At 57.9% G+C, this 25,217-nt stretch carries 28 protein-coding genes; 11 read left to right on the top strand and 17 right to left on the bottom strand.

Features of this window, described 5'->3' with window-relative positions:
- Positions 1 to 12: 12 nt before the first annotated feature.
- The 5 genes from GRX76_RS09960 to GRX76_RS09940 form a co-directional block, all read right to left on the bottom strand.
- Positions 13 to 960 carry a class I SAM-dependent methyltransferase gene (locus GRX76_RS09960; RefSeq protein WP_160153176.1) on the bottom strand — a complete coding sequence of 316 codons (948 nt, stop codon included), beginning with the start codon at positions 958 to 960 and terminating at the stop codon, positions 13 to 15.
- Between the two features lie 69 nt (positions 961 to 1,029).
- On the bottom strand, positions 1,030 to 2,226 hold the full coding sequence (locus tag GRX76_RS09955; protein ID WP_160153175.1) for an ATP-NAD kinase family protein: 1,197 nt from the start codon (positions 2,224 to 2,226) through the stop codon (positions 1,030 to 1,032).
- Positions 2,223 to 3,392 (bottom strand): 4-phosphoerythronate dehydrogenase, encoded by a 1,170-nt coding sequence (locus tag GRX76_RS09950; protein ID WP_160153174.1) that lies wholly within the window; start codon positions 3,390 to 3,392, stop codon positions 2,223 to 2,225. Before GRX76_RS09950 ends, GRX76_RS09955 begins: the two co-directional genes overlap by 4 nt.
- Positions 3,389 to 4,351, bottom strand: coding sequence for a 5'-3' exonuclease H3TH domain-containing protein (locus tag GRX76_RS09945; protein ID WP_236250306.1), 963 nt, complete (start codon positions 4,349 to 4,351; stop codon positions 3,389 to 3,391). Before GRX76_RS09945 ends, GRX76_RS09950 begins: the two co-directional genes overlap by 4 nt.
- Entirely contained in the window at positions 4,348 to 4,884 is a 537-nt protein-coding gene (locus GRX76_RS09940; RefSeq protein ID WP_160153173.1) for an elongation factor P hydroxylase, read from the bottom strand. The genes GRX76_RS09945 and GRX76_RS09940 overlap by 4 nt, the downstream gene beginning before the upstream one ends.
- 623 nt (positions 4,885 to 5,507) lie before the next feature.
- On the opposite strand from GRX76_RS09940, the gene GRX76_RS09935 reads away from it, so the two are divergent.
- On the top strand, positions 5,508 to 6,194 hold the full coding sequence (locus tag GRX76_RS09935; protein WP_160153172.1) for a hypothetical protein: 687 nt from the start codon (positions 5,508 to 5,510) through the stop codon (positions 6,192 to 6,194).
- Between the two features lie 140 nt (positions 6,195 to 6,334).
- Here the strand turns inward: GRX76_RS09935 and tusA are convergent, their stop codons facing one another.
- A complete protein-coding gene (gene tusA, locus GRX76_RS09930) occupies positions 6,335 to 6,568 on the bottom strand; it encodes a sulfurtransferase TusA (protein ID WP_160153171.1) in 234 nt (77 codons plus the stop codon).
- 190 nt (positions 6,569 to 6,758) lie between these two features.
- On the opposite strand from tusA, the gene GRX76_RS09925 reads away from it, so the two are divergent.
- On the top strand, positions 6,759 to 7,043 hold the full coding sequence (locus GRX76_RS09925; protein ID WP_160153170.1) for an antibiotic biosynthesis monooxygenase: 285 nt from the start codon (positions 6,759 to 6,761) through the stop codon (positions 7,041 to 7,043).
- Here the strand turns inward: GRX76_RS09925 and GRX76_RS09920 are convergent.
- The 3 genes from GRX76_RS09920 to GRX76_RS09910 form a co-directional block, all read right to left on the bottom strand.
- A complete protein-coding gene (locus GRX76_RS09920; protein ID WP_160153169.1) occupies positions 7,021 to 7,677 on the bottom strand; it encodes an alpha/beta family hydrolase in 657 nt (218 codons plus the stop codon). The genes GRX76_RS09925 and GRX76_RS09920 overlap by 23 nt on opposite strands.
- Positions 7,677 to 7,943: a YheU family protein gene (locus GRX76_RS09915; RefSeq protein ID WP_160153168.1), complete on the bottom strand. Its 267-nt coding sequence runs from the start codon at positions 7,941 to 7,943 to the stop codon at positions 7,677 to 7,679. The genes GRX76_RS09920 and GRX76_RS09915 overlap by 1 nt, the downstream gene beginning before the upstream one ends.
- Positions 7,944 to 8,213: 270 nt before the next feature.
- Complete coding sequence (locus GRX76_RS09910) at positions 8,214 to 9,020, bottom strand: class I SAM-dependent methyltransferase (protein ID WP_160153167.1); 807 nt, start codon at positions 9,018 to 9,020, stop codon at positions 8,214 to 8,216.
- Positions 9,021 to 9,252: 232 nt separating this feature from the next.
- Between GRX76_RS09910 and GRX76_RS09905 the strand changes: the two genes are divergently transcribed.
- From GRX76_RS09905 to mnmC, 4 genes are all read left to right on the top strand, one after another.
- On the top strand, positions 9,253 to 9,783 hold the full coding sequence (locus tag GRX76_RS09905) for a glycine cleavage system protein R (protein WP_160153166.1): 531 nt from the start codon (positions 9,253 to 9,255) through the stop codon (positions 9,781 to 9,783).
- A 116-nt stretch (positions 9,784 to 9,899) separates the two neighbouring features.
- Entirely contained in the window at positions 9,900 to 10,373 is a 474-nt protein-coding gene (trmL, locus tag GRX76_RS09900; RefSeq protein ID WP_160153165.1) for a tRNA (uridine(34)/cytosine(34)/5-carboxymethylaminomethyluridine(34)-2'-O)-methyltransferase TrmL, read from the top strand.
- Between the two features lie 76 nt (positions 10,374 to 10,449).
- The gene (fldB, locus tag GRX76_RS09895; protein ID WP_160153164.1) at positions 10,450 to 10,971 is read left to right on the top strand and encodes a flavodoxin FldB; all 522 of its coding nucleotides are present in this window, start codon (positions 10,450 to 10,452) and stop codon (positions 10,969 to 10,971) included.
- Positions 10,972 to 10,990: 19 nt separating this feature from the next.
- Complete coding sequence (gene mnmC, locus GRX76_RS09890; RefSeq protein ID WP_160153163.1) at positions 10,991 to 13,123, top strand: bifunctional tRNA (5-methylaminomethyl-2-thiouridine)(34)-methyltransferase MnmD/FAD-dependent 5-carboxymethylaminomethyl-2-thiouridine(34) oxidoreductase MnmC; 2,133 nt, start codon at positions 10,991 to 10,993, stop codon at positions 13,121 to 13,123.
- A gap of 36 nt (positions 13,124 to 13,159) precedes the next feature.
- Here mnmC and GRX76_RS09885 read toward each other — a convergent pair whose 3' ends face one another.
- Positions 13,160 to 13,789, bottom strand: coding sequence for a DUF502 domain-containing protein (locus GRX76_RS09885; protein ID WP_160153162.1), 630 nt, complete (start codon positions 13,787 to 13,789; stop codon positions 13,160 to 13,162).
- A gap of 51 nt (positions 13,790 to 13,840) precedes the next feature.
- Between GRX76_RS09885 and GRX76_RS09880 the strand changes: the two genes are divergently transcribed.
- On the top strand, positions 13,841 to 14,620 hold the full coding sequence (locus tag GRX76_RS09880) for a glutaminyl-peptide cyclotransferase (RefSeq protein WP_160153161.1): 780 nt from the start codon (positions 13,841 to 13,843) through the stop codon (positions 14,618 to 14,620).
- Between the two features lie 65 nt (positions 14,621 to 14,685).
- On the opposite strand, the gene GRX76_RS09875 is transcribed toward GRX76_RS09880, so the two are convergent.
- A complete protein-coding gene (locus tag GRX76_RS09875; protein ID WP_160153160.1) occupies positions 14,686 to 15,051 on the bottom strand; it encodes a hypothetical protein in 366 nt (121 codons plus the stop codon).
- 298 nt (positions 15,052 to 15,349) lie between these two features.
- Here GRX76_RS09875 and recQ point away from each other — a divergent pair, with 298 nt between their 5' ends.
- The 3 genes from recQ to GRX76_RS19180 all read left to right on the top strand — a co-directional run bounded on the left by recQ (position 15,350) and on the right by GRX76_RS19180 (position 18,793).
- Positions 15,350 to 17,236 (top strand): DNA helicase RecQ, encoded by a 1,887-nt coding sequence (recQ, locus tag GRX76_RS09870; RefSeq protein ID WP_160153159.1) that lies wholly within the window; start codon positions 15,350 to 15,352, stop codon positions 17,234 to 17,236.
- A gap of 151 nt (positions 17,237 to 17,387) precedes the next feature.
- Positions 17,388 to 18,482 (top strand): serine hydrolase, encoded by a 1,095-nt coding sequence (locus tag GRX76_RS09865; protein ID WP_201276793.1) that lies wholly within the window; start codon positions 17,388 to 17,390, stop codon positions 18,480 to 18,482.
- Between the two features lie 11 nt (positions 18,483 to 18,493).
- Entirely contained in the window at positions 18,494 to 18,793 is a 300-nt protein-coding gene (locus GRX76_RS19180; RefSeq protein ID WP_201276792.1) for a hypothetical protein, read from the top strand.
- Positions 18,794 to 18,825: 32 nt separating this feature from the next.
- Here the strand turns inward: GRX76_RS19180 and GRX76_RS09860 are convergent, their stop codons facing one another.
- Positions 18,826 to 19,830 (bottom strand): tellurite resistance TerB family protein, encoded by a 1,005-nt coding sequence (locus GRX76_RS09860; protein ID WP_160153158.1) that lies wholly within the window; start codon positions 19,828 to 19,830, stop codon positions 18,826 to 18,828.
- A 320-nt stretch (positions 19,831 to 20,150) separates the two neighbouring features.
- On the opposite strand from GRX76_RS09860, the gene GRX76_RS09855 reads away from it, so the two are divergent.
- Positions 20,151 to 21,143 (top strand): calcium/sodium antiporter, encoded by a 993-nt coding sequence (locus tag GRX76_RS09855; RefSeq protein ID WP_160153157.1) that lies wholly within the window; start codon positions 20,151 to 20,153, stop codon positions 21,141 to 21,143.
- Between the two features lie 43 nt (positions 21,144 to 21,186).
- On the opposite strand, the gene GRX76_RS09850 is transcribed toward GRX76_RS09855, so the two are convergent.
- The 5 genes from GRX76_RS09850 to djlA form a co-directional block, all read right to left on the bottom strand.
- Positions 21,187 to 21,507 (bottom strand): chaperone modulator CbpM, encoded by a 321-nt coding sequence (locus GRX76_RS09850; RefSeq protein WP_236250305.1) that lies wholly within the window; start codon positions 21,505 to 21,507, stop codon positions 21,187 to 21,189.
- A gap of 64 nt (positions 21,508 to 21,571) precedes the next feature.
- The gene (locus tag GRX76_RS09845) at positions 21,572 to 22,558 is read right to left on the bottom strand and encodes a DnaJ C-terminal domain-containing protein (protein ID WP_160153156.1); all 987 of its coding nucleotides are present in this window, start codon (positions 22,556 to 22,558) and stop codon (positions 21,572 to 21,574) included.
- A gap of 104 nt (positions 22,559 to 22,662) precedes the next feature.
- A complete protein-coding gene (locus GRX76_RS09840; RefSeq protein ID WP_160153155.1) occupies positions 22,663 to 23,424 on the bottom strand; it encodes an OmpW family protein in 762 nt (253 codons plus the stop codon).
- 595 nt (positions 23,425 to 24,019) lie between these two features.
- Positions 24,020 to 24,325, bottom strand: coding sequence for a BolA family transcriptional regulator (locus GRX76_RS09835; RefSeq protein ID WP_160153154.1), 306 nt, complete (start codon positions 24,323 to 24,325; stop codon positions 24,020 to 24,022).
- Between the two features lie 73 nt (positions 24,326 to 24,398).
- A complete protein-coding gene (gene djlA / locus GRX76_RS09830; protein ID WP_160153153.1) occupies positions 24,399 to 25,184 on the bottom strand; it encodes a co-chaperone DjlA in 786 nt (261 codons plus the stop codon).
- Between the last annotated feature and the right edge of the window lie 33 nt (positions 25,185 to 25,217).

Raw genomic sequence — 25,217 nt, 5'->3', positions numbered from 1 at the left:
AGCTACGAAGCTCTAGGAACTACGCCGAAACCTCACATGCAGCATCTTCAATGCCGCATTCGGATCACTGTCCGGGAAATCTGGGTTCTGCGGCAACCGCTCAATCACCTCATACCCCGAGTCCGCTGCAGCGATCATTTCCCGGAAATCCGCCTCCGTGTGCGCCGGAGAATTGAGTACCAGCAGCAAATCAGCCTCGTTGGCGAGACAGGCCGGCAGCTTTTCCAACAGCTTGGCGTAATTCGTTTCAACATCAAACGCGCCTTTTTGCCGTGTCGGCGGATCTACCACTCCCAGTTGAAAAGGACCACTGCGGTCATACCGTTTGAACTCCCGAAGCGCATCCCTCGCCAGATACCGTATCCCCTTGGTCGATAGCTGATTGAGCTGGTGATTGATTTGCCCGCGCTTCAACACGCCTTTATTCAAGTCAATATTCAATACTTCCAGCTCACCGGCCGCTCGCGCCACCACGGAAAACGCACAGGTGAACGCAAACAGATTCAGCAATTTCAGGTTTTCCACCTGCCCTGCTTTCGCCTGCACCTGCTGCTCCAGCCAGCGGCGACCAGGCTCGATGTCCAGGAAAAAGCCCACGTTCTGGCGATCAAACGTCAGCGGAAATCGCAGGTTGCCACGGCGAGCAAACAGCTCTTCAACAGGCGCGCCCGCCTCCCACACAATGGGAGCACGCTGCTCATAGCGCCGCTGCACCGCCAGACCCCGGTAGCCAAAGGGCTCTGCGAGTGTCCACAGCTGCGTAACCAGCCCGTCCTCATCCTCGTATCGGTCAAACAGCGTGACCAGTAGCGCCGGGTGATAGCTGTCCACGCAGACACGGTCGAAACCCGGGTAACAGTGGCCGCGACCATGAAACAGCCGGCGGCTGTCTGTACAAGACTTTGCAGAGTCCTGCTCCAGTTTGCTGCGCACCAGGTGCAGCAGAGGTTCCCAATCCAAAATTATTTGCCTGTATTCGGTGCCATGTGCACTCGTTAAATTCTGTTTCTCGTTTAATTCTGCTTTGACTCAGTGCGATTCAGACCCGGTTGACCCGGGGCTGTACTCGCCACTGCCATCACTGGAAAGCGGGTAGAGAATCTCATCGCGGTAGCCGGTAACCACGCGGATAAAACCACTCCAGGCCTCATCCAGCTCCGGCTCCCCACTATCAATCAGCAGCGGGCGCCCGCCCAGTTCGGTGATTTTGGTTTTGGTCGCCACCACCATCAGGTTTTCACGCTCGACCGCTTTCAATACCGATGGGCTCAGCTGCTGGTTGCCGCGGCCGATCAGATGCCCCTGACCGCCGATTGCAGTGAGAATGATCTTTACCGGTGCCTGGGAGGCCCGGTGATGCTCTTCAATTGCGGCCAGTACCTGTAGCGCATTCACATCCGCCGCCAGCAATGTGCCGTCTCGCCATAAATCCACCCCCAGTAGGGTTCCCTCCGCGCCCAGCTCCGCGAGCACGGCCAGGGTGGTGGAACCGGGGCCGAATACATACAGCGTATCCGGGTCCAGATCCGCGATTTCCTCGACAATGCCGGCGGCAATGTCGGCCACTGCCAGCTCCTCGACTTCGCGGCCCGCATTTTTGACCGCCTGCAGAAAATGCCCCTCTTCCGGGACCAGCAGCTCGCCGTAATAGCGTGTGCTCACGCGGCCTTCGCGGAAAGATTTTTCATCGATATCCCGTACTTCCCGCTGGTGCAGATCCACCAACTCCCCCGCCATCAGACGCCGCAGCACTTCGCCGCCGGCTTTGGGGGAAATGGCGAAGCAGGCAGAGTGCATTTTCACCCCCGCGGGAATGCCCAGCACCGGGAAGCCATCTCCGAGCGCATTGACCATATTGCGCGCAGTACCATCGCCGCCCACAAAAACAATCAGATCAGCGCCCGACGCACGAATGGCCAACGCGGCGGATTCGCTGTCCTCTGGCGTTGAGCGCTCGCCCGCGGCCCCACCCACAAGGGTACAGAGGAAGCCCAGTTCCCGAGCCAGGTCTTCACCCATATCGCCCGCGAAGGTAACAATTTCCAGTTCCGCAGCAAAAGGCACTATTTGTGACAGCGCGATGGCCGCACGCTTGTGCGATTGCGGCTGGATACCCGCGGCCAGCGCGCGATCGACCGTATCGGTACCATCGCTGCCTTTGAGGCCTGCAGGGCCACCAACACCGGCCCAGGGATTGATGATCAGTCCGAGTTTCTTCAGCTTCACGTGAGCCCCAGTATTTCCAGTTGTTGCCGTGTTTCCGCGTCCAGGTTTGGCGCCTCAAGACGATAGTGGGAAAACTCCAGGCGCTTCGGGTACTGCTTGCGCAACCGATCGAAAGCCTCTGCCATAGGCGTTCCACCCGCGAGCGCAGCGCTGGCAGCCTCGCGCAATCGGCGATCATCTTCCCGCGGATCGTACATCTGTAGCAGTAACGAGCGTATGGCGGCAAACCCGGATTCACCGGTTGCGAGTGGCTGCCGTGCGAGATCTTCGGTTTTCACCTCTGACAGCGGAGGAAGCTCCAAAGCCTTGTTGAGGGCCTGGCGAATCATCGAAGTGCCCGCCAGCTTGCCGTCGTGGCTGTAGCCGGCAATATGCGGGCTGCCCTGGTTTACTTTTTCCAGCAAGTCCAGGCGGATATCCGGCTCGTTTTCCCACACGTCCAGGACGGCGGTGAATGGTCTCTCATCCACGACATGCGCGCCGCTCTGGGCCTCAGAAAGCCGTTCAAACAGCGCCTGATTCTCGATCACAGCGCCCCGTCCCGCGCTGATCAGCACTGCACCCGGCTGGATCCGTCGCAAGGCGTCTGCATCAATCATATGCAGGCTCGGGTGTGGACCGTCTTTTACCAGGGGCGCGTGCAGGCAGATCACATCCTGCTGCAGCACCGCGTCCAATTGGGCCGTATCGGGATTATCCGGCAGCCATGGGTCGTAGATGTTGCAGGGAATTCCCAATGCCTTGAGGCGTCGCTGTAACAGCCCCCCCACATTGCCACAACCGACGATACCGAAACTGCGCCCCCGCCAATCAACATCCAAGGCGGCCAGTACGCAAAACACATACTCCACCACGGAGTTGGCATTGCAGCCCGGCGCTGCACTCCAGTGAATCCCCCGGGATTCCAACCACCCGGTATCCAGATGATCCGTGCCAATGGTGCAACTGCCGACGAAGCGAACAGGCGTTCCCTCCAGCAGCGCAGCGTCCACCTGGGTGACCGACCGCACCAACAGCACGTCGGCCTCCATCAACTGGGATTTGGTCAATGTTCGCCCTGGCGCCCGGGTGATCACGCCCAGATCAGCAAACCACGCCTCAAGGCCCGGAATGTTTTCATCCGCCACAATATTCAGCGACGTTTTCTGCGGAGAGGTATCCATCATGCGATTTCCGTTTTTGTCCGGGTTCCGGCACTTGGCTGGTCACTGCCGGCCAAGGTGCGCTGGATTTTTTGTGAGAGCCCACCAATGCCAAATTCTTCTGCCAGCGCCTGTGCAAATGCCGCTTCCGGCGGCTGCCAGGCGAGATCTTCGACGCCGGCATTGAGTGGCACCCGGTATTCCAGTTGGGCCAATCGCAGGGCCATGCGAATCTGATCCGCATGACTGGCAATTTTTGCGGCAATGCCCTTGGCACCGCGAATCTTCAGGGTGGCAATCTGCTGAACATTGGCAATGAGCTCTTCCACTGATTCGAATTCGGCCAGCAGACGTGCCGCCGTCTTGGCGCCAACACCGGGCACTCCGGGGATATCGTCAATGCTGTCGCCAACCAAAGCGAGATAGTCCGCAATCTGCCCCGGCTGCACGCCAAACTTTTCCTGGATTGCGGTCTGGTCCAGATACAGATCCGCGGCAAAATCCCACAGGCTTTCCGCGCCCCGCGCCAGGAGTTGCCCCAGATCTTTGTCCCGTGTAATCACGGTTGGGGTTAAGCCGCTGTCCGCGCAGGTTTCCGTCAGGGTCGCAAGGATATCGTCCGCTTCAAAGCGCTCACTGGAAAAGCTCGCAATACCGAATGCCTCGGCCATTTCCCGGCAGGCGGCCAATTGATAGGCCAGCGTTTCATCCGGCAATGCACGACTGCATTTGTAATCGGGGTAGATGTCGTTGCGGAAACAGTTGCCGAGGGACTCGTCGAAAGCGCAGGCGATAAGCGCCGGCTTGCGGCTCAAAAGGTCAAGCAGGAAGTTGCTGAAGCCGTACACCGCCTCGGTGGTATACCCCGATCGGCTCACCCAGTTGGGGGGCAACGCAAAGTAATAGCGAAAGATGTAGACCGAGGCATCCACCAGGTAGATCTCGCCCAGATCGTCGCGAGCATCTGCAATCCCCCGCTTCATGCCAGGTCCTCCAGCCGATAAGCTGACGGCTGCAACGGATCGGCACATTCGAAGGCAACGGCCAGCGAGCGGGCAAACAGCGTTGCGCGGGGGTTTACCCCCTGGGTGCAGTATTGTTGCACCTGCTGCCAAATGGCGCCTTTGAAGCGTTCACTGGGACCCAGGCCCGCATCGAGATTATCTGCACTGACCCGGAAGCGCATCCCGCAGGCACGGGCGAAGATCCACTCCAGCGCCTGGGGCTTGACCTCCACCCGCTCAAACTCCTGTTGCTGGGCGACGCTGCGGCCGTCCGGGGCGTACCAGTAGCCGTAATCCGCGAGAAGGCGCCGCTCGGCCCCAGCCACGCACCAGTGGGCGGCCTCGTGCAGGGCGCTGGCAGGATAATCGCGGGTGAATTCAATCTGGTGAAACCCCAGGCCCTGGTCCGCGGGTCGATAATAGGGCTCCTCGAACCCGCCCCTGAGGCGAGTGTTCAGGCCGTCCGGGGCCGCAAAGCACTGGTCAAATACGGTGACTATTCGTTCAGTCACAGAATGTGTGTGAATCAGGCGCGCAGCAGGGCTATCAGTAGTCACAACAATAGGCACAACATCAGGCGCAACGCCATCCGACAACTGGTATGAATCTTGCTGCGCTTCTTTACAAGCGCCAGCCGAGGCAGTGTTCGACAAAAGTGGCTCCAGGAGCGGTTTGGCATGCGCGAAAACCGCGGTTGCTGAGCCCCGGGATCTTGCCGGGATTCGGTTGGCGCGGACTATAACAGCGGGGGCCGCTCGATCAAGGGCAGCCGGGGTCGCACCATTTACTCCGTTTTCACCCCACCGCACCCGGTGTCCCCTCATTCAGACCAAAAAAGGAGGAAATTCAAGGCAAAGAACACCCGTTCACTGGTTGTATTTCCGTGAATCAGAATATACCTTTGATCATAGGGATACCGGAAACCTGCTGCCGCTCAGCGCCATCATCCCGAGAGCTTTGAGTGGTTGTTTTCGGTTGCGGTACCGGCTTCCCAGGGGGGCAAAAAAGTTGCTCCCGGAGTCTGGATTTCGGCGATTGGCCGCCCGGCCTTCGCACGGTATCTCTACGCCGGTTGCATCTCATAAGTAGTACAAGACCTTCCCGCCCTACTACCGGCCCTGCAAGGAGGTGCGCTATGACCGACCACAGAACCAACAACGTGGTTGACCTCTTCACCGGCAAGCCGATCGAAACTTCTGAGAACCTGCGGTTTATCCGCCTGTCTCCGGAGCTAGATGGCTTGGAAATGCTCTACTCCAACAATTCCAGCGGAACTGATCTCTACAGCCTGAAAATCCTTTGCTGGGGGCTTCGCGCCAACGGTGAGATTGTCGGACTGGTTCCCTGGTTAAACTCCATCACGGCCTGCCCAGACATTCAGGACCCCCTGGACGGAAGGTTTGAAGGCTATTACGACCCGGGCATCGAGGAAATTTTCCACGAGCCTCCCATCCATAAAATCGTCGAGCTGGAGACTGCGGCAGAATACTTCGAGTTTGAAAGCAATCAGGCGGATGAGGTTGTCCAGGAGATCCCCGACACCATCGGTACCCATGCGGTATTCATGGATGCGGACAAGGAGAACCTGACCCTTACCGAAGTCGTGAGCTGGCGTCTATTTGCCAGCGGAGAGATCCACGGCATGCTGATTGATCACGACAGTGTGGAGACCACGCCGGTGCTTCCCGGGGATGACTGTCTTTACCCGGCGCAGGAATCCGAGTGTTTCCGTTATTTCTTCCAACACCACATCGCCAACAAGATCAAATCCGAGGATCCCGAGGCCCTCGCAGCGATCGCGGCGCTTGTCACTTCGCCCTGACCTACTCCTTCACTCCAAACAGATCAAGGGCGACCAGTGGTCGCCCTTGTCGTATTAAATCAAAGCTGTATTGAATCACAGCTGTATTGGATCAAAGCTGTCGCTAGTGAAAGTAGATTTGATGGTCAGCGCTCCTGACCTCAGGAATCGGCTTTCCTGATCCAGTAAATAAACTCGTCATTCTCTTCCGCATGCTTCACCAGCTCGTAACCGAGAAACTGGCAGAATTTGGGCACATCCCGCTGAGTGGACGGGTCAGTGGCAAACATCTGCAACACTTCCCCCGCGGCGACTTTGCGCACCGCAGCGTGAAGCATCATAACGGGTTCCGGGCACAGCAAGCCGCGGGCATCAAGGGTATGTTGTGAATTCATGGCACTATTGTCGGGGATTTAACCGGATACGTCACCAGAAAAGGCTGACCAGGCCCGCCGCGGCGATCGGCCCCGATATAAGCCTAACCTAAGCCCCGCCCGGCTAAAAACCAGCGGGTCAACCGGCCACTACCGGAAAAGGCTAAACTGCAAACATTGAAACCACCAGCCACAGGGTGCGCATGCTGTAATGATTTACGTATTGATTGAGCGAGAAATCGCCGAAGACCTGGAATCCACATACGAAGAAGCGGCCCGCAAGCTGCTAACCAATGCCTACCACACCACCGGTTTTGTCGACGGCCATACCTACACCGAACTGGACAACCCCCTGCGCCGTTTCACCCTCTCCAAATGGAAATCCGTCCTGCACTGGCAGCAGTGGTTCGACAGCGAAGAACGCAGGGAACAGATGACCCAACTGGCCCCCATGCTCGCTCACGAGGAGCGGATCACGATTCTCGAGCAAGCATAAACGCAACCGCCCGGTCAGCCGCCGATTGCCAGTGTTGTTGCTGAGTGAAACCGCTGGCCTTGCGCGGCTTGAAGTCATGGTCGCCATCTTGCAGCCAATGGCAGTCAATTGCCGGAGAAAGCGCATAACTGGCAACTTCCTCGCAATCCCCCAGCTTATCTCTGGTTCCCTGTACTATCAGGGTCGGACAACTAAGCCCGGCCAGGTGATCGGTACGCAACTTTTCCGGCTTGCCCGGAGGGTGGAACGGATACCCCAAACAAACGGCCCCCGCCACCTTCCCGGATTCAAAATTCGCCTGTGCCTGTATACTCGCCACACGCCCACCCATGGACTTGCCGCCAATAAACAGCGCGCGCGGCTGCAACACATCACAGGCCAGATCAATCTGCTCCTGAAAGGACGCCAACAACACATCCATCCTGTTCGGCGGCCTGCGCCCACCACTCAAGCGCCGCTCCGCCATATACGGAAACTCAAACCGCAGCACCCCCACCCCCTGCGCCACCAGCATCGCTGTGAGTGACTGCATAAAATCACTATCCATAGGCGCCCCGGCACCGTGGGCGAACAGAAACCAGCTACTTGGCTCCAGATCCGGTCTATCCAGCAACCAACCGTCCGGAATGGACATCAGTAGCCCTCCTCTCCGGAAGGATCTATGGAAGGGTCTATGGAAAGATCTTTGGGAATATCCTCGGCCAGCACCAGGTTCACCGACTCCTCCCCCGGTTCAAACCAGATAACAACGGTCTTGCTCTCCAACTGGCGGCGCAGACTGGCCACCTTGTCCGTAAGGCTCACTTCTCGCTCACCGTAATCGGTGCCGTCGCGGGTGGCATATTCTTCGAGAAGACTTTGCAGGGTTTCCGGCGCTAACTGGCTATGGGGAATGATCACTGGCTATCTCACTTAAACAGCAGAATTAGTAAGGCTAACGAAGTACAGGTGGGAAAATCGAAGATCGGGTGGCGGGGATCCGTTTTCGAAAGCGTCGGCGACAGGGATGTCGCCGACGCAGCGTACATGGACGTATTCACAGCGGTTTCGAAAACGGATACCCGGTGCCCGATCGCCCCTGAACTTTGCCAGCGCATTGTAACCTGAGCCCCAAAATAAAAATGCCCCGGGGCTTCCGGGGCATTTCCTTTCTTCACAAGACCAAGGATATCAGGACTTGGGCTTACGGAACCGCAAGGTCATACGGTCGCTCTCACCAATGGCCAGATACTTCTCCTTGTCCTCATCCCCCAGGCGCAGAGAAGGCGGCAACGTCCACACCCCTTTCGGGTGCTTGGCAGTATCCTTCGGGTTCGCATTGATCTCACTGGACTCCTCCAGCACAAAGCCCGCATTCTTCGCCAGCTCGATCACATAATCCTGAGTAACATAACCGCTCTTACCCATCTCCTCGCGGCTGGTTCCCGGTTTCGCGCGGTGCTCCACCACACCCAGAACACCACCCGGCTTCAACGCCTTGAAGAAGGTATTGAACGCAGCCTGCTCATTATTGCCGCCCATCCAATTGTGCACATTGCGGAACGTCAGCACCGCATCCGCAGAACCGGCAGGCGCAATCTCACTGTCGCCGCCCGGAGCAAATTCGGTCAGTTTCACTGCCCCGTATACGTCTTTCTCTTCCGCCAGCAGCTTCTCAAAAGACTCGCGCGAGCGCTTGAAGTAACCCACCTCAGTCGCCGCAGGGAAGTGGGCAGCATACAAAGTGCCCTTGCCTTTCAACATCGGCGCCAGAATTTCACTGTACCAGCCACCACCCGGCCAGATTTCCACAACCGTCATCGTCGGTTTCACCTGGAAAAAGTTCAGGGTCTCCTCCGGGTGGCGGTACTGATCCCGCGCCGCGTATGCGGGAGTGCGATGATCCCCTTTGATAGCGTCCTTGAGCGAATCGGCATGCGCCGCTCCCGCCAGCGATACCGCACAGGCCATACCGGCCAGCCAGTGAACAAATTTCATGAAGCTTTCTCCTGTTGGATTTATTTTCCTTCGACCACCGATTCAACACTGCCAAAATCGCCCTGTAAAGGTCACTCATCCCGGAATTTGAACCTTGCGTCATATCGCCATCAAGCTACAGCGCCCGCAGGCCCTTGACCTTCTATCACCCGACAGCAGAATTTTGCTCACCCGGGGCCTCACTGGCTACAATTCAGCAGATTGAACCAGCAGAGCCAACAAGGAAGCCCTCATGCAGCAACACCTCGTCATCTCCATCATCAGCGACGACAAACCCGGCGTGGTGGAAATGCTCTCCGCCGCCGTGGCGGAAAACGGCGGCAACTGGGAAGACAGCCGCATGGCGCACTTCGCGGGCAAGTTTGCCGGCATACTGCGGGTCAGCGTATCCGCAGACGACAGTGAGCGACTAAAGGGCGCACTGAAGAATCTCGCGGGCGACGACTTCAAACTGCAAATCGAAGACGCCCTCGCCGTGGCCGCCGACAGTCGCCAGACCCTGCAGCTGAAACTGGTGGGCAATGATCGCCCGGGTATCGTCAAGGAAATCTCCCGCGCCCTCGCCGCGCGCCGGATCAACATGGAGTCCCTGGATACCCGCTACGGCAGCACCCCCTGGAGCGGCGAACCGCTGTTTACCGCCGAGTGCACCATCAGTGTGGCGGAAGATGTCAGCATTGACGGCCTCTACGATGAGCTGGATGAAATCGCCGACGAACTGGGGGTCGAGATCGACTGCGAAGAAACCTCCTCCGCGCTATAATCCCCCGCCATTTGCGGCCCAGCTGATCATTTTCCGATCCGGGCCGCCTTTCAGGCCCAGCCCACTCCCGGGCGATGAACCCGGATCACTCATTCGACACGCAAACAAACCTGATCATGTTCAAGATTGTGCTCTTCCAACCGGAAATTGCCCCCAATACCGGCAATATCATTCGCCTGTGTGCCAATACCGGTGCCGAGCTGCATCTGATCGAACCCCTGGGGTTTACCATGGAGGATAAGCGGTTGCGCCGAGCGGGACTCGACTACGCCGAGTACAGCCGCGTGGTACGCCACCAAAATTGGGACGCATTTGTCGAGGCAGAACAACCCGAGCGGGTGCTGGCCCTTTCCACCAAAGGCAGCCGCGCCCACTCCGAAATCGAATTCCGATCGGGTGACGCCATCGTCTTCGGCCCCGAGACCCGCGGCCTTCCGGCAAACTTCCTGGCAGCAACCGGCCCGGAAAACACACTGCGCATCCCCATGTGCGCCAACAGCCGCAGTATCAATCTCTCTAACGCGGCGGCCATTGTTATTTACGAGGCCTGGCGCCAACTCGGCTACGTCAACGCTCTGGGCTCGAATTGACGGCTTGGGGCAGATTTCAGGCTCAATTTTCAAACGCTACTTTCCAGCTCAACACTGAACCGACTCTCAAGAATTTATGCGCGCACCCATCGGACTTTTTTACGGCTCCAGCACCTGTTATACCGAAATGGCAGCGGAAAAAATCCGCGATCGCATCGGTGAGGAGTGGATTGACCTGCACAACGTAGCGGACGATGACGTTGCCCTGATGCAGGAATACGATTTTCTGATTCTCGGTATTCCCACCTGGGACTACGGCGAGTTGCAGGAAGATTGGGAAAACTGCTGGGACCAGCTCGCAACCCTGGACCTGAGCGGCAAGACCGTCGCCCTGTATGGCCTGGGCGATCAGGAAGGCTACCCCCAGTGGTACCAGGATGCCCTTGGCTACCTGCACGCCCAGGTCGTCGCCATCGGCGCCAGGGCCGTGGGCTACTGGCCAGTCAAAGGCTACCAGTTCGAGGAGTCCAAGGGGCTAACCCCGGACAATACTCAATTCGTCGGCCTCGCGCTGGACGAAGAGAATGAATTTGACCGCAGCGACGAACGCCTTGATCAATGGTGCGCCCAGATCATGCGCGAGTTCGGCTTTCAGTAACCGCTGGCAGCGCTGAGCCATGTCTGAAAAAAGCGGCAACGCCGATCAACCCGGCAATCCAATAAACCAGCACGCCAGCATCGAATGGCGGGAAGACGGGCAACCGGTCTCCACCGCCTTCGATGACATCTACTTTTCCACCGCCTCCGGCCTAGAAGAAACACGTCACGTGTTCCTGGCCCAGAACCAATTGCGAGAGCGCTGGTCGGGGCTCGACCGCAATGCGACATTTACCATCGGTGAAACCGGCTTCGGTACCGGGCTGAATTTTCTCGCCGCCTGGCAGCTCTGGGCGGCCGTGGCTCCGCCATCCGCACAACTGCATTTTGTCACGGTGGAAAAGTACCCATTGCGCCGACCGGACCTCGTTCGGGCCCTGGCGCTCTGGCCAGAGCTGGCAGCACTCAGCGAGCAGCTGATCGAGCAATATCCGCACTATCTGGCAAAGGGGGTTCACCGGCTGACGTTCAATGGCCGGGTACATCTGACCCTGGTCATCAACGAGGCCAGCGCAGGCTTCCAAAGCCTGTTACTGGACGACTCGCAAAGAGATGGCCTGGTCAACGCCTGGTTTCTGGATGGCTTCGCGCCCTCGAAAAATCCGGAGATGTGGAGTGACGACCTGTTCCGCTCCATCGCGCGCCTGAGTGCACCCGGAGCCACTTTCGCAACCTTCACCTGCGCGGGCATCGTTAAACGCGGACTCAAGCGCGTAGGTTTTGCCCTGCAAAAAGTACCCGGCTTTGGTCGCAAGCGGGAAATGTTGCGGGGAGACTATTTAACGGAATTACCAGAGTTAGCGGAGTTATCAGAGCTACCGGATTTACCAGAGCGACCAGAGATACAGGAGCAGCAGGCCACAGAAAGAAAGTCGGTGTATTCGGCAACCCCCTGGCACCTGCCGGAAAGCGGCCACACAAAACCGGAAACCATCGCCGTGGTGGGTGCCGGTATCGCCGGTGCCTGCGTGGCGCGAGCACTGGCGGAACGCAACTTCAAGGTCACCGTATTTGAACAGGGAGCGGAACCCGGCAGCGGTGCCTCTGGCAATGACCAGGGGATTCTCTACGCGAAGCTCTCCCCCAAGCCCGGCCCCAATGGCGATTTCAACCTGCTGGCACTGCAGTTTGCCCAGCGCTTTTACCCCATGTTCTGCCCCCAGGCAGTACATTTCGATGGGCTTTTACAGCTCGCGCAGACGGAAAAAGAACAGCAACTGCAGCAGCAGATCGTAGACCAGCTCGAGTTGGGCTCCGACGCGGAACTAGCCCGGCCAGTCAGCTGCCAGCAGGCATCAGAACTGGCGGGCGTCCCACTTACCAGTCCGGGACTCTATTTCCCCCAAGCCGGGTGGCTGGAACCAAAACAGGTTTGCAGCAGCTTACTCGATCATCGGAACATTCAGCTGCACTTTGCGACCCGTGTAGCCAACCCGACAGAAACGGCAGGAGGCTGGCAGCTGGATACCCTGGATACAGGCAGTGCGACACAGCGCCAGACTTTTGATGCCCTGGTTCTCTGCACGGCCAACTTCAACCGCGAATTTACGCAAACAAAACCCTTGCCCCTGCAGCCAATCCGCGGCCAGGTGTCTTTTGCACAGGCCACAGAGGAATCTTCACCCCTGAAAATTGCCCTGTGTGGCGAAGGCTATATTGCACCCGCCCGAAATACATCGGCTGCCGAAAACACACAACACAGTTTCGGTGCCAGCTTCAAATTGAAGCAGACCAGCACCGAAGTTCGTCGCGAAGAACACCAGGAAAACCTCGATACCCTGGCCACGTTACTGCCCGACGTCGCCCGGTCGTTTGCCGAGCAGGAGCTCGCCGGCCGCGCCGCCCTACGGGCCGCCACCCCCGACTACCTGCCCATGGCCGGTCCGGTCGCAGACTGGGCACAGCTGGAAAATTCCTACGGTGCCCTGCGCAAAAACCGCAAGCAGCTGATCGACCGCCGTACCCCCTACCAGAACGGGCTGTTTGTACTGGCGGGACTGGGATCGAGAGGATTTACCTATGCGCCGCTGGCGGCGGAACTGGTGGCCGCCTGGATCGGCGGCGAAGTGATGCCAGTGTCGGAAGATCTGGTGAAAGCCCTGCACCCGACGCGCTTTGCGATCCGGGCACTGGGAAAAAACCGGGACATCTAGGCCAGCACCGCGAAACGTCGCAGTGCCGGCTCCAGGTTATTTGTCCAGCGCCGGCTCGGGCGGATTGAGCAGAGTACCGCTACCGGAGCCGCAGGCAACAATCGATTTCATCGCCGCCTCCACGGTGACGTGGGGCAAAATTTCCACGCATTCCGGCGGCAGGTGATAGACAAACCCGGAAGTCGGTACGGGTGCCGTAGGCACATACACGGTGTAATCGCCATTGGCATGCTGTGAGGTGACAATCGCGGTGACCGCCAGGGGGTTGTCCGCACCGTGGATACGCGCCCGCGCAACCGGCCCCGACAGCACCCCTTCTCCGCCGCCACCGCCAATAAATTGCAGTACCAGATCCTTGATGGTGTTATAGCCCGGCGCCAATTTGCCCAGCCAGAAATCCAGATGCCGGTGCGCCCAGCGCCCCACACTGGTTTTGACCAGCAACCCGATCAGGAAGCAGAGCCCCAGGATCAGCGCTATGACGATCAGGCGTGCAAAGTTATCCTTGAACTCCGTATGTGTCTGCATCCACTCGGTGGCAGGTGCCACCAGTTCGCTGATCTGGCCAAACAGCCACTGGAACAACATGATGAAAATAGCAATGGGTAACACCACCGCCAGTCCACCGAGCAGGGTCAGGGTGACAAATGTTTTTATTCTGGTCATAAACTATCGGTACTGAACTGAAAAACTGAATTGGGTAAACCTGGACAGACAATGAAATCTGCCATCACCGTTTTACTGAACCATTTGATTCTGATCGCCATCTCCCAGAGTGCCCTGGCTACAGAAACCCTGAAGTACGAGCTGCTGGAGCGCAAACCCCGGCCGGCAGATCACTTTACCCAGGGGCTCTACTACGACGGCAAGCGCTGGCTGGAAAGCAGCGGGCTCTACGGCCGCTCCTGGCTGGCGGAGTATACCGACCCCAGTGCCAATCCCGTAAGACGCAAGTGGCTGGCGGGCAACCGCTTTGCGGAGGGTCTCGCAGTTTTCGGAGATAAGCTGTACCTGCTTACCTACCGCGCAGGAGAGGTGCAGGTGTACGACCGCAAAAGCCTGAGCCAGGAAAAAATCCTGGGCTACCGCGGCGAGGGCTGGGGACTGACCAGCGATGGCGAACAATTGATCATGAGCAATGGCAGCGACCAGCTGACATTTCGGGACCCGGAAACATTTGCCGTAACCAGCACCCTGGCGGTCACCGGTGGCGGGGAGCGCTGGTCGAGGTTGAATGAACTGGAATATGTACACGGACTGATCTGGGCCAATATCTGGCAGGATCCGCGCGTGATCGCCATCGACCCGCAAACGGGGGTGGTGAAAGGCGTATTGAATCTGCAGGAGCTGCAGCGGGACAGTTTGAAAGAACAACAGTGGAATGTGGATGCCGTGGCCAACGGCATCGCCTGGGACCAGGCCCGCAACGGGCTCTGGGTAACGGGTAAGTACTGGCCCAACCTCTACCTGATCCGCCCTGCGGGGCTGGGGTTCTGATCAGGGGTCAGCTTCAACACTGGCCGGGAGTGACAATCGCTAAATTCGATAGCTAATTTCGATAGCTAATTTCGGTAATAATCAATCACCGTCAGCAGGCCGCCGCTGCGCATGGACTCCAGGGCGGGGCCCTGTACCTGCAGCCGGTAGCCCCGCTGCTGGCGCTCGACGGTCACACCGTCCATCCCCTCGGCACCATCAAACAGCATCGCGTGTTCGCCGCTGGCGGCACGCCACTGCACACCCTCGACATTCCGCATCCCCGGCAACTCAATGGTCACCGCCTCCAGATCCAACGGTAACTCCCGCACTTCCATACGGGCAATGCCGGTAGAGGTAGCGAGGGAATAATTGAGCTGATTGGCCGGCGCGGGTTTCCAGCCCAGATGGGTATCCGCAACCGCGGACTGGGCGAGATTTCGAGGATTCACGGCACTGGGAGCCTGGGTCGAACAACCCGAGAGCATCCCCAGGACCAAACTCATAGCGATAAGCAGGACGCCAGATACCCGTGCACCGGCTGCCTGAAGTGACTCCGTTGTCATTGCGCGCATAGCTTTATCCCTGTCTATGTCTGCGGTGGACGGATTATAGAACAACCTCACGACATAGCGAGGCAACCGGCGCCAATCGAGTGGTTATAACCGCCAACAATTACTGCCCTTGTACACCACTCGACCGCTGGTACCAGTTCGCCGCGGCCCCCACCCCGGGGGTATACTGCCGCCCATGACACAGCCAACCTCCAGTCCGGCCGCTGCCGGCAGCCCCCACTACATTCTCGAACACACCTTTGGCTACACCGAATTTCGCGGTGACCAGCAAGACATTATTGAGACGCTGGTCAGTGGCCAGGATGCACTGGTGCTGATGCCCACGGGCGGTGGCAAGTCCCTGTGCTACCAGATCCCGGCCCTTGCCCGACCGGGATGCGGCATTGTCATCTCACCACTGATTGCCCTGATGCAGGACCAGGTGGAAGCCCTGAGGGCCGCTGGCGTATCGGCGGCCTTCCTGAATTCCTCTCTGGACTACGCAGAGGCCCAGGACATAGAACGACGCCTGTTACAGGGGGATCTGGAGCTGCTGTATCTGGCGCCGGAACGACTGTTACAGCCGCGCACCCTGGATTTGCTGGCCCAGGCGGATATCGCCCTGTTTGCCATCGACGAAGCCCACTGTGTCAGCCAGTGGGGGCACGATTTCCGCGCAGACTACCTGCAGCTCTCCTGCCTGCACCAGCGCTTCCCCCAGGTGCCACGGGTGGCCCTTACTGCGACTGCGGATCAGCGTACCCGTCAGGAAATTGCCCAGCGCCTGGATCTGGAGAGTGCACGCCACTTCGTCAGCAGCTTCGATCGCCCCAATATCCAGTACCGCATAGCGCCCAAGAACAACCCCAAACGCCAGCTGTTGCAGTTTCTGAATACGGAACAGACCGGCAATGCGGGCGTCATCTACTGCCTGTCCCGCAGCAAGGTAGAGTCCACTGCCACCTGGCTGCAGCAACAGGGATTTAATGCCCTGCCCTACCATGCCGGCCTTTCCGCAACCGTGCGCGCCGATCACCAGCGCCGATTCCTGCGGGAAGACGGCGTCGTCATGGTCGCTACCATTGCCTTCGGCATGGGCATCGACAAACCCGATGTGCGCTTTGTTGCGCACCTGGACCTGCCCAAAAGCGTCGAGGCCTATTATCAGGAGACCGGACGCGCTGGCCGCGATGGCGAAGCGGCGACTGCGCTGTTGCTGTACGGGCTGGAAGACGTGGTCAAACTCAGCCAAATGGCGGCCACCTCTGAAGGCAGCGAAGAGCACAAACGGCAGGAGCGGCAACGGCTCGACGCCATGCTGGGACTATGCGAAATAACCAGTTGCCGACGCCGCGCACTGCTGCGCTACTTCAACGAGGAACTGACCGCCGACTGTGGCAATTGCGACACCTGCCTGGAGCCTCCCGTGACCTGGGATGCCAGCGAAGCAGCCCGCAAGCTGATGTCCTGTATCTATCGCACTGGCCAGCGCTTCGGTGCGGCCCATGTGATCGATGTATTGCGGGGTGCCGATACGGAAAAAGTACGCCAATTCAACCACCAGCAGGTTTCCACCTATGGAATCGGTAGCGATTTCAGTGCCAATGAATGGCGCGCAGTTACCCGACAGTTGGTGGTGCGTGGCTACCTGCGGGTAAATGCTGAAGCCTTTAACGCCCTGCAACTGACAGAACTCTGCCGGCCGGTGTTGCGCGGGGAAGAAGGGGTACAGCTGCGCACCCTGCCAAAAACACCGACCCGCTCCTCAGGTTCGAACGAACGCAGCACGCGCGCCAACCACGAGATAACCCCAGAAGATCAGCCCCTGTGGGAAGCCCTGCGCGGTCTGCGAAAGACTCTCGCGGAAGAGCGCGGAGTACCACCCTATGTGGTCTTTCACGACGCCACTCTGCGGGAAATGCTCAGTGCCCGCCCGCGCAACCCGGAAGAGATGCTGGCCATCTCCGGTATTGGCGACAGCAAGCTGGCGCGCTTCGGCGAGCCCTTCCTGGCATTACTTCAGGAGTTTTCTGCCAGTGATGACGCTTCAGCTGCAGCAGCAGAGTACAGTGAGCTCGACTGAGCCGACCCTGCTGCGCGCTGGCCATACCACCTATTTCTGCCCCCAGCCTCGATCTCTTGTCTCTCGCCAAAAGAATGGCCGCCGATAACCTCCCGGGACCGGAGAGGCCATTGCTAGAATCGACACACCAATCGCTTCCGATGTGCCATCAATGAAAAAAATAATACTGACGCTGTCCGCAAGCCTCGCCGGCCTGCTGCTGATTCTGGCCCTTCTTGCCCCGACCATACTGGGTTTCTCGATCACCCAGTTGGGAAATGCCGTGCGTGTCGCCACCGGCATGGGTGCCAAGCTGGCGTGCTCCGGACATTTTGTTTCCGGCTTCGACGCGGCCACAAACCTGGAAGACCTGGCCTCTTACTCGCCCGCCAACCGATTGCTGGATCTGCAGTACGATGAAACGCGCAAGCAGGTCACCGCCACCCTGCTAGGCATGGGTAAAACCAGTGCCACTTTCCGCCCCGGACTCGGCTGCACCCTGGACATCGGCAACACCAAGGCGCTGGATCAGGTAGCCATTCAACCATTGGCGGAATCGAGCGCTGAGTGGCCAGAAGGCAACCGCACCGGAAATATCGATTCCTCGCTGCAACAGCAACTCGATGAAATTCTGCAGCAGGACAATAGTACGGGTTTGCAGACCCGCGCACTGCTGGTCGTCCAGGACGGGAAACTGGTTGCAGAGTCCTATGCCGATGGCATCAATGCGCAAACGCCACTGCTGGGCTGGTCTATGGGCAAAAGCCTGACCGCGATGATGGTGGGAAGATTGCAGGCGATCCACGAACTTGAGCCGGTACAGCCATTGTTTCCGCAATGGACCGGAGAGCGCTCAGCGGTGACGCTGGAAAACCTGCTGCAGATGTCTTCCGGCCTGGATTTTGACGAAACTTACGCACCCGGCAGTGACGCCACTCAAATGCTGTTCAGTGCACACAGTGCCTCGGACGTGGCCATGACAAGCCCACTTGCACACCAGCCTGGCGATCATTTCTCCTATTCGTCCGGCACCACCAACCTGCTTGCCCGCTGGGTGTTCGAACAGCTGGGCGGCTCGCCGCAGTCGAGTGCGAATTTCCTGCAACAACAGCTACTTGCCCCGCTGGGCATGCGCCACACCACCTTTGAAGTGGACCCCAGCGGCGTCTACGTGGGCAGCTCCTACATATACGCATCCGCCAGAGACTGGGCACGGCTCGGCCTGCTGATGCTGAATCAAGGTCGCTGGGGGAAGAACAACTGCTAGCGGAGTCCTGGGTGGCAGCGGCCAGCAGCCCCAACCAGAGTCAAAATGAATCCGCCTACGGTTACCAGTTCTGGTTGAACAGCGGAACCAGCCCCCATAACGACGGAGAGGCCGGCGAGCTGCGCTTCCCGGAACTACCGCAGGACAGCTACTTCATGCTGGGTAATCGCAAGCAGGTGGTCATGATTTCACCCTCCACCGCTACGGTGGTTGTCCGCCTGGGCTGGAGCGCCGGCGATTATCCCACGGGAGAAAATTTTGCCCGGCTGTTACCGGGCAAAAAATCTGTCGCACAGTCCGCAGGACTGTAAAAGCCGCCGCAACCTCGAGTGATGAACCGGCGTTATCGGGGTATTTGCTGTTCGATGACCTGCGCCGCCTGCTCGGATATCCCCAGTTTCTCCGCCAGCGCTTCCATATACTGGCGCTCCTGCGCGTTGTCCGGGTTGATCGTCATCGCTGACACCAGGTAGAGGTTGAATGCCGTTGCCGGATCCCGGGCTTCAGAAACCACGTCATCGATACTGATTGGCTGGGTGAGAAACTGGCGGAACTCATCCAGCGCCGAAGCCTCCAGCTGACCGTCCAGCGCCTGCAGAATGTTGCGCTGTTCAGACTCGTCAATACGCCCATCGGCCTGGGCAGCGGCAACCATGGCTTTGAGCATGGCGTCCGCCTGTCCCTCGCCGCCGTTCAAATCCTTCGCTCCGCTGCCCTCGGCGGTATTCACAAAGCCAAACAGCCCTCCCGGCCCCTGCGACGAGGACGAAGAGCCCTGCCAGTTTCCCGGATTTTTCTTGGGTCCTTCCGGCCCCTGCTGCCCAAATTTGCCGTTGGCGCGCCCAAAGATCTGCCCCAGGATTTCTCCCAATCCACCTCCCCCGGCACCGCCCATGCCACTACCCATGCCACCACCGGGTGACTGCCCCGATCCTCCGGGCACTGTCCCGCCTGGAATCGAACCACCCGGAATCGCGCCCCCAGACTGCTGCATCTGAGCAAAGATCCGCCGTGCCAGTTCCATCAAGACCGCGGCGCCCCCTGCGCCGGCACCCGCGGGAATGGCACCCCCAAAGATATCGCCGCCGGGAGCGCCTCCTGCTTGCCCACCCACCTGGCCACTCGGTGTACCTCCGGGGTTGAGGCCACCAGGCTGCCCGGCACGGGCGAGGATATCGTCCAGATTCGGGCCACCCGGCTGCTGGGGCGGCGGCACCTTGCTGAAGTCGGGCCTGTTGAAATCTTTCGGTGGCACCCCCGCTGACGGCGCGGATTGCTGACGGATTTTTTTGTTCAGCATCGACATACCGGCACCGATCAGAGCACCCAGAAGCAACTTCTTGTTCATAATTCACGGACCTCTTAATTCTCGAACTTCTAAACAAACGCCTCTCGCCACACTTCTCGTTCCACAGGCTCATTGCTACAGGTTCGGGCCTGACGCAAATCAGCCCAAACTGTAAGGTCCCCCAAATTCAGCCACCAGCGGGACGCTATCCTGTTGATTACCCATGTAGGTGAGAAGGTGAGGAGCAGGACCAAGGATGAGCACTGCAAGTCGCCGCCGTTGTCGGTACAATCGCCCCCACTTTGGCTTCCGGTCATCACCTGCGCTTGCGGTGAACCGACGTTCCAATACTTTGACGCCCAGATAACCTAAGGAACCCCATGATTCTTGCCCTGCTCGCCATCGTCGCTGGATTTATCCTGCTGATGTGGAGTGCCGATCGATTTGTCGATGGTGCCGCCGCTACTGCCAAACACGCCGGCATGCCGCCGCTACTGATCGGAATGGTCATCGTCGGGTTTGGTACCTCTGCGCCAGAAATGGTGGTTTCCGCCATGGCAGCGCTGGACGGCAGCCCGGGATTGGCCTTGGGTAACGCCTACGGCTCCAATATTGCTAACACCGGCCTGATTCTGGGTGCCACCGCGATCATGATCCCCCTCACGGTGCACAGTAAAATCATCCACAAGGAATTACCGCTGCTGCTGGTAATCACCTGTGTCACTGCCGCGTTTTTCTGGAATGGAGGATTGAGCAGAACCGAGTCATTGATACTGCTGGCGGGATTCTTCGGCGTAATTGGCTGGTCCATTTATTCTGCGATTAAAAGCAAAGGCCAGGGTGATGAATTCGAAGGTGAACTGGAAGACAGCCTGGAAGAGCACGCTATGCCCCTGAGCAAAGCGCTGTTCTGGGTAGTTGCCGGTCTGGTGCTATTGATTGTGAGCTCGCGGCTACTGGTGTGGGGCGCAGTGACCATTGCCCATCAGCTGGGTGTCAGCGACCTGATTATCGGCCTCACCATTGTCGCGTTAGGCACCTCCCTGCCGGAACTTGCGGCTACCGTGGTCGCGGCAAGAAAAGGTCAGCACGATATCGCCATTGGTAACGTGGTCGGCTCGAACATGTTTAATCTGCTGGCCGTGGTGGGAATCGCCGGCGCCATCGCGCCCATGCCAGAAGTTCCAGCGGAACTGATCTACCGTGACTGGCCGATGGTCATGGGCCTGACCATTGCCCTATTTATATTTGGCTTTGGTTTCCGCGGGCATCAGGGGCGTATCAATCGATTTGAAGGCGCAGCACTGTTGCTGGCCTATGTGGCCTATACCTCTTACCTGGCGTACGAAATCACCAGTAAGGCCGCGGTTTAACGCGCCCGCTAGCACAGCTGCCGCTTACCAGCGCTCCAGCCCTTTACCGGCGCTCCAGGCGTCGGATCTTCGCCCGGAGCTGATCGATTTCCTCGAGCAGTTCCAGGGCCAGCGCCGCTCCTGCGTGATTCACGCCAAGATCCCGTTCCAACCGGTAAACCCGGCGGACCCTTCGCACACAGATGCCACTGAAGTGCAGCGTATTTCCCTTGGGATAGGCTTCGATCACCCCTTCATCCACCAGTGAAATAACCTGCTCTGCAGACAGCTCACACGCTGCGCACAACTCCCTGAGGGTAATTCGGCTCTGCTCATCGAGTAATTCCGACAAACTGTCCGCCGGCTCGCTTTTCGCTTCCATCATCAGATACTCCCTTTAGACACTCTATTTAGACACTCTATTTAGACACTCTATTTAGACACTCTATTTAGACACTCCCTTTGTTGCCCCCAGCGTCGCCGCCCCGCGGTTCAAACTGAAATGCATCGCGAAATTGGCGGTAGGCCGCCTGCTCTGCTTCCGTGTTCGCCGGCGGCGTCACTATATCGAGTACCACATACAAGTCGCCGGGCTCCTTGGCCGGCAACCCGCGCCCTTTCAAGCGTAATTTACCGCCGTTTTTACTATTCGCCGGCAAGGTCAGGTTGACAGTGCCACTGGGTGTTTCCACCGGCACCTTGCCCCCCAGTGCCGCCTCCCAGGGCGCCACCGGCAGATCCAGATATACGGTTTTACCTTCCACGCTATATCGCGGGTGCGGGTTGAATGCGATTTCCAGAAACAGATCTCCCGCTTTGCCCTCACCCATTCCCGGCTGTCCCTGGCCCGCCAGGCGAATCTGCTGGCCCTCGGTTACGCCTTTGGGAATGGTCACATTCAGCTTGCGCTCACGAATCACCGGCCGCCCATCCGCCCCCAGCTCGGAATGCTTGAGGGTGATCTGGCGCTTGCTGCCGCGGTAACTATCTTCAATATCGATGGCAATGCGTGCATGGGTATTCTCTCCCCGCGCGTGAAACTGGCGCCCGCCCTGATGAAAGCCTCGGTGATGCCCTGCCCCTGGCTGAAAGCCACCACGGCCAAACAGGCTTTCAAAAAAATCACTGAAAGCTTCCGGGTCTGCCTCGGTATAACCACCGCCATGAAACTCAAAGCCCTGGTCCCAGTTCGGCGGCGGCTGGAAGTCCTGCCCACTATTCCAGTTAGTACCCAGCTGGTCGAAGGCTGCGCGTTTTTCTGGATCTTTCAGCACTTCATAGGCTTCACTGACTTCTTTAAAGCGCTCTTCTGCATCCCCCTCGTTACTCACGTCAGGGTGATACTTTCGCGCCAGCTTGCGGTAGGCCCGTTTGATGTCAGCCTGAGCGGCCGAACGCTCGACACCCAATATCTGGTAATAGTCGCGGTACTCCATGAACGAATCACCGGGTCCTTAAGTTACTGAGCCAACAAAAAAGGCACCCGCAGGTGCCTTTTTCGGTTCTTCCATGAACGCTACTCGTCACTCACATACGGAGATCAGAAAGAGTAGCCAACGCCCAGGTTAAATACCCATGGGCTGTAGTCCACATCATCGGTAACACTGAGGCGCGGACGTCCTTCAAGCGCCACATTGGTGTAGTAGGTGGTCAGGTCAGTATCCGCATCAATGTACAGTACCGCAGCGTTCACCAGGAAAGCACTGTCGCGACCAAAGCGGAAGTCGACACCGATTTGCCCGGTGAAGCCCCAGGAGTGCCCCAGACCGTAGTCCACATTGCGAACATCCAGGCCGACGTCCGGGTCGTTAATGAAATCGCGCAGTTCACCGCGCAGGCTTTCATCACTGAAGTCGGTATAGTTCACACCGATACCTACATAGGGCTGACCCATGCAGTCACGGCTCAGCGGATACCAGTTCAAATAGGCGTTGCTATAGCTGGCTTCAAAACCACCTACGCGGTAACGATCGGTCGAGTAAGTGACGTTGCCATCACGAATTCCGGTAATGTCCAGGTCGTGATCTGTAGCACCGATATACATCAGCTCTACACCCCAATGCTCGACCGGCAACCAGGCACCAGAAATATTCCAGGTGGTATCGGAATCGACATCGAAGTTAAGACCGAGCAGGTCATCACTCAGACGGAACTGATCATTACCATCGTCCGGATCTACCCAGCTGGCACCAACACGGACAACAAAATCTCCATCACTCCACATATCAGCAGCTGCCTGCTGGGCACTAACCATTGCAGCAACAGCGATAGCAAGCGGTGTCAGAACGCGTGTCATTTTCATTGAGAACTCCATCGTATTCGGCAAATTAAACAGCAATTAACCCAATCACTTGTCAGTCTAGACACGCCCTAGAGCGGTTGTAGAAAAAACAACCAAAAAAAATCTTCATCTGTGGAACTTTTGTACGGTTCTGTCGCCACATTTTTTATTTAGGGAAAACTAAACGTCAGTCGCAAAAAACGACGGTCTAATTGGGTCTCGCATAAAAAGAGTTTTTTGCGCCAAAAACGACGGATAAGGCGACAACAACCAGAGACGAAAAAGATCTATACGCCAGAAAGGCTTCGACAAAAGGGTAGCATCACTAAAAATAGGAAAATTTCCGTCAGCTATTCAGGCGACATTCAGGTCCCAAGAGCGCGGAAAATACAAAGCGTAAAGAAGTGTTGGGCTAAAAAAATTGGCGTGTAAATTTTTCTGCGAGCGCAACAGCACCAGAAATCAGGAATGAACTATTCAAAGTACGGTCGCCAGCACCGGCGCCCCATTTCAGGCTTCTTTATTTTTGAAAGAGAAATCTGGAGAGAAAAATATGGAAAGAACAATGTGAAGAGGGAAATCTAGAGAGGCCCGCAGGAGAAACGGGCCCAGGAACTCAACTCTTGCTACCTCCGAGGCACTGCGGGCTTGCCGGTGCCTGCCCCGCCCACTCTTCGGCGGTATACAGGTGTAATGCCAAAGCATGAATCGGCCCTGCCATTTCATCGGCCAATACGCCGTACACTTTCTGGTGCCGCTGCACTTTGCGCACAGCCGAAAACGCTTCGCTCACCAGTACCACACGGAAATGCATTTCCGATCCTGCGGGCACATTGTGCAGGTGACTTTCGCAATCCACTTCGAGATGGCTAGGTGCAAAGGCATCCTGTAACTTCTGTTGAATCTGATCGGCAAGTGACATAGTTGATCCAGAAATAGTTAATTCAGAAATAGTCGGCTCGAAAATTAGGTGACGCCCAGCTACACCCGGTACATCAGGCCTGGCTAACCGCGGCCTGGCGCTTACGTGCCGCGACAATCGTGTCATAGGCCACGGTAACACTTTTCATCTGGTCTTCCGCGTGGCGCATAAACTCTTCCGGTAACCCCTTGGAGGCCATTTTATCCGGGTGGAACTCCGCCGCTTTGCGGCGATAGGCCAGCTTGAGTTCTTTGTCACTCACATCCGGGCTGCATTCCAGGATGTCGTAGTGCGCCTGCAAGTTATTGCCACTGCCCGGGCTGCGATGGGTGAATTCATTGAACATGGCGCTAAAGATGGATTCGTGCAGCCCCAGGGATGCCGGGATCTTGCGCAGAATCTCCTCTTCTGCCGGGTGCAGTTCGCCGTCAGCAAACGCCACCGCAAACAGCAGACGGTAAACCATCTCCCGCATCGCCTGGTTGCGAATCAGCTGGCGATACTGATTGGCGTAATCGTAAATGCTGAAATCGTCGCTTTTAGCGTTCTGGAAGATTTTGATCGCCTGCTGACGATCCTCACCTTTGAGGCGCAGATTGTTGTTGATGAAATCTTCGATCAGCTGGATTTCTGCCTTGGAAACCTGCCCATCCGCCTTGGCCATTTTGGCCAGCATGGAGAACAGCGCGACAATAAACACCGTCTGCACCCCATCCCGGTTCAGGGTTACCCCGGCTTCGCTAAGCCGCTTAAGACCGGACCCAAAGGAACTGCCCACCCAGGCACCAAGGGCAGCGCCAATAGGACCACCGAACATCATACCGATGCCGGCACCGATACCGGCTCCCAACCAGGACATAACCACTCCTACAGACACCGATAAGCGGTGCCA

It is taken from the genome of Microbulbifer sp. ALW1 (genome assembly GCF_009903625.1).
GTDB lineage: Bacteria > Pseudomonadota > Gammaproteobacteria > Pseudomonadales > Cellvibrionaceae > Microbulbifer.
The sequence above is the reverse complement of the archived record's forward strand: the minus strand, read 5'-3'. Positions and strand labels throughout refer to the sequence as shown.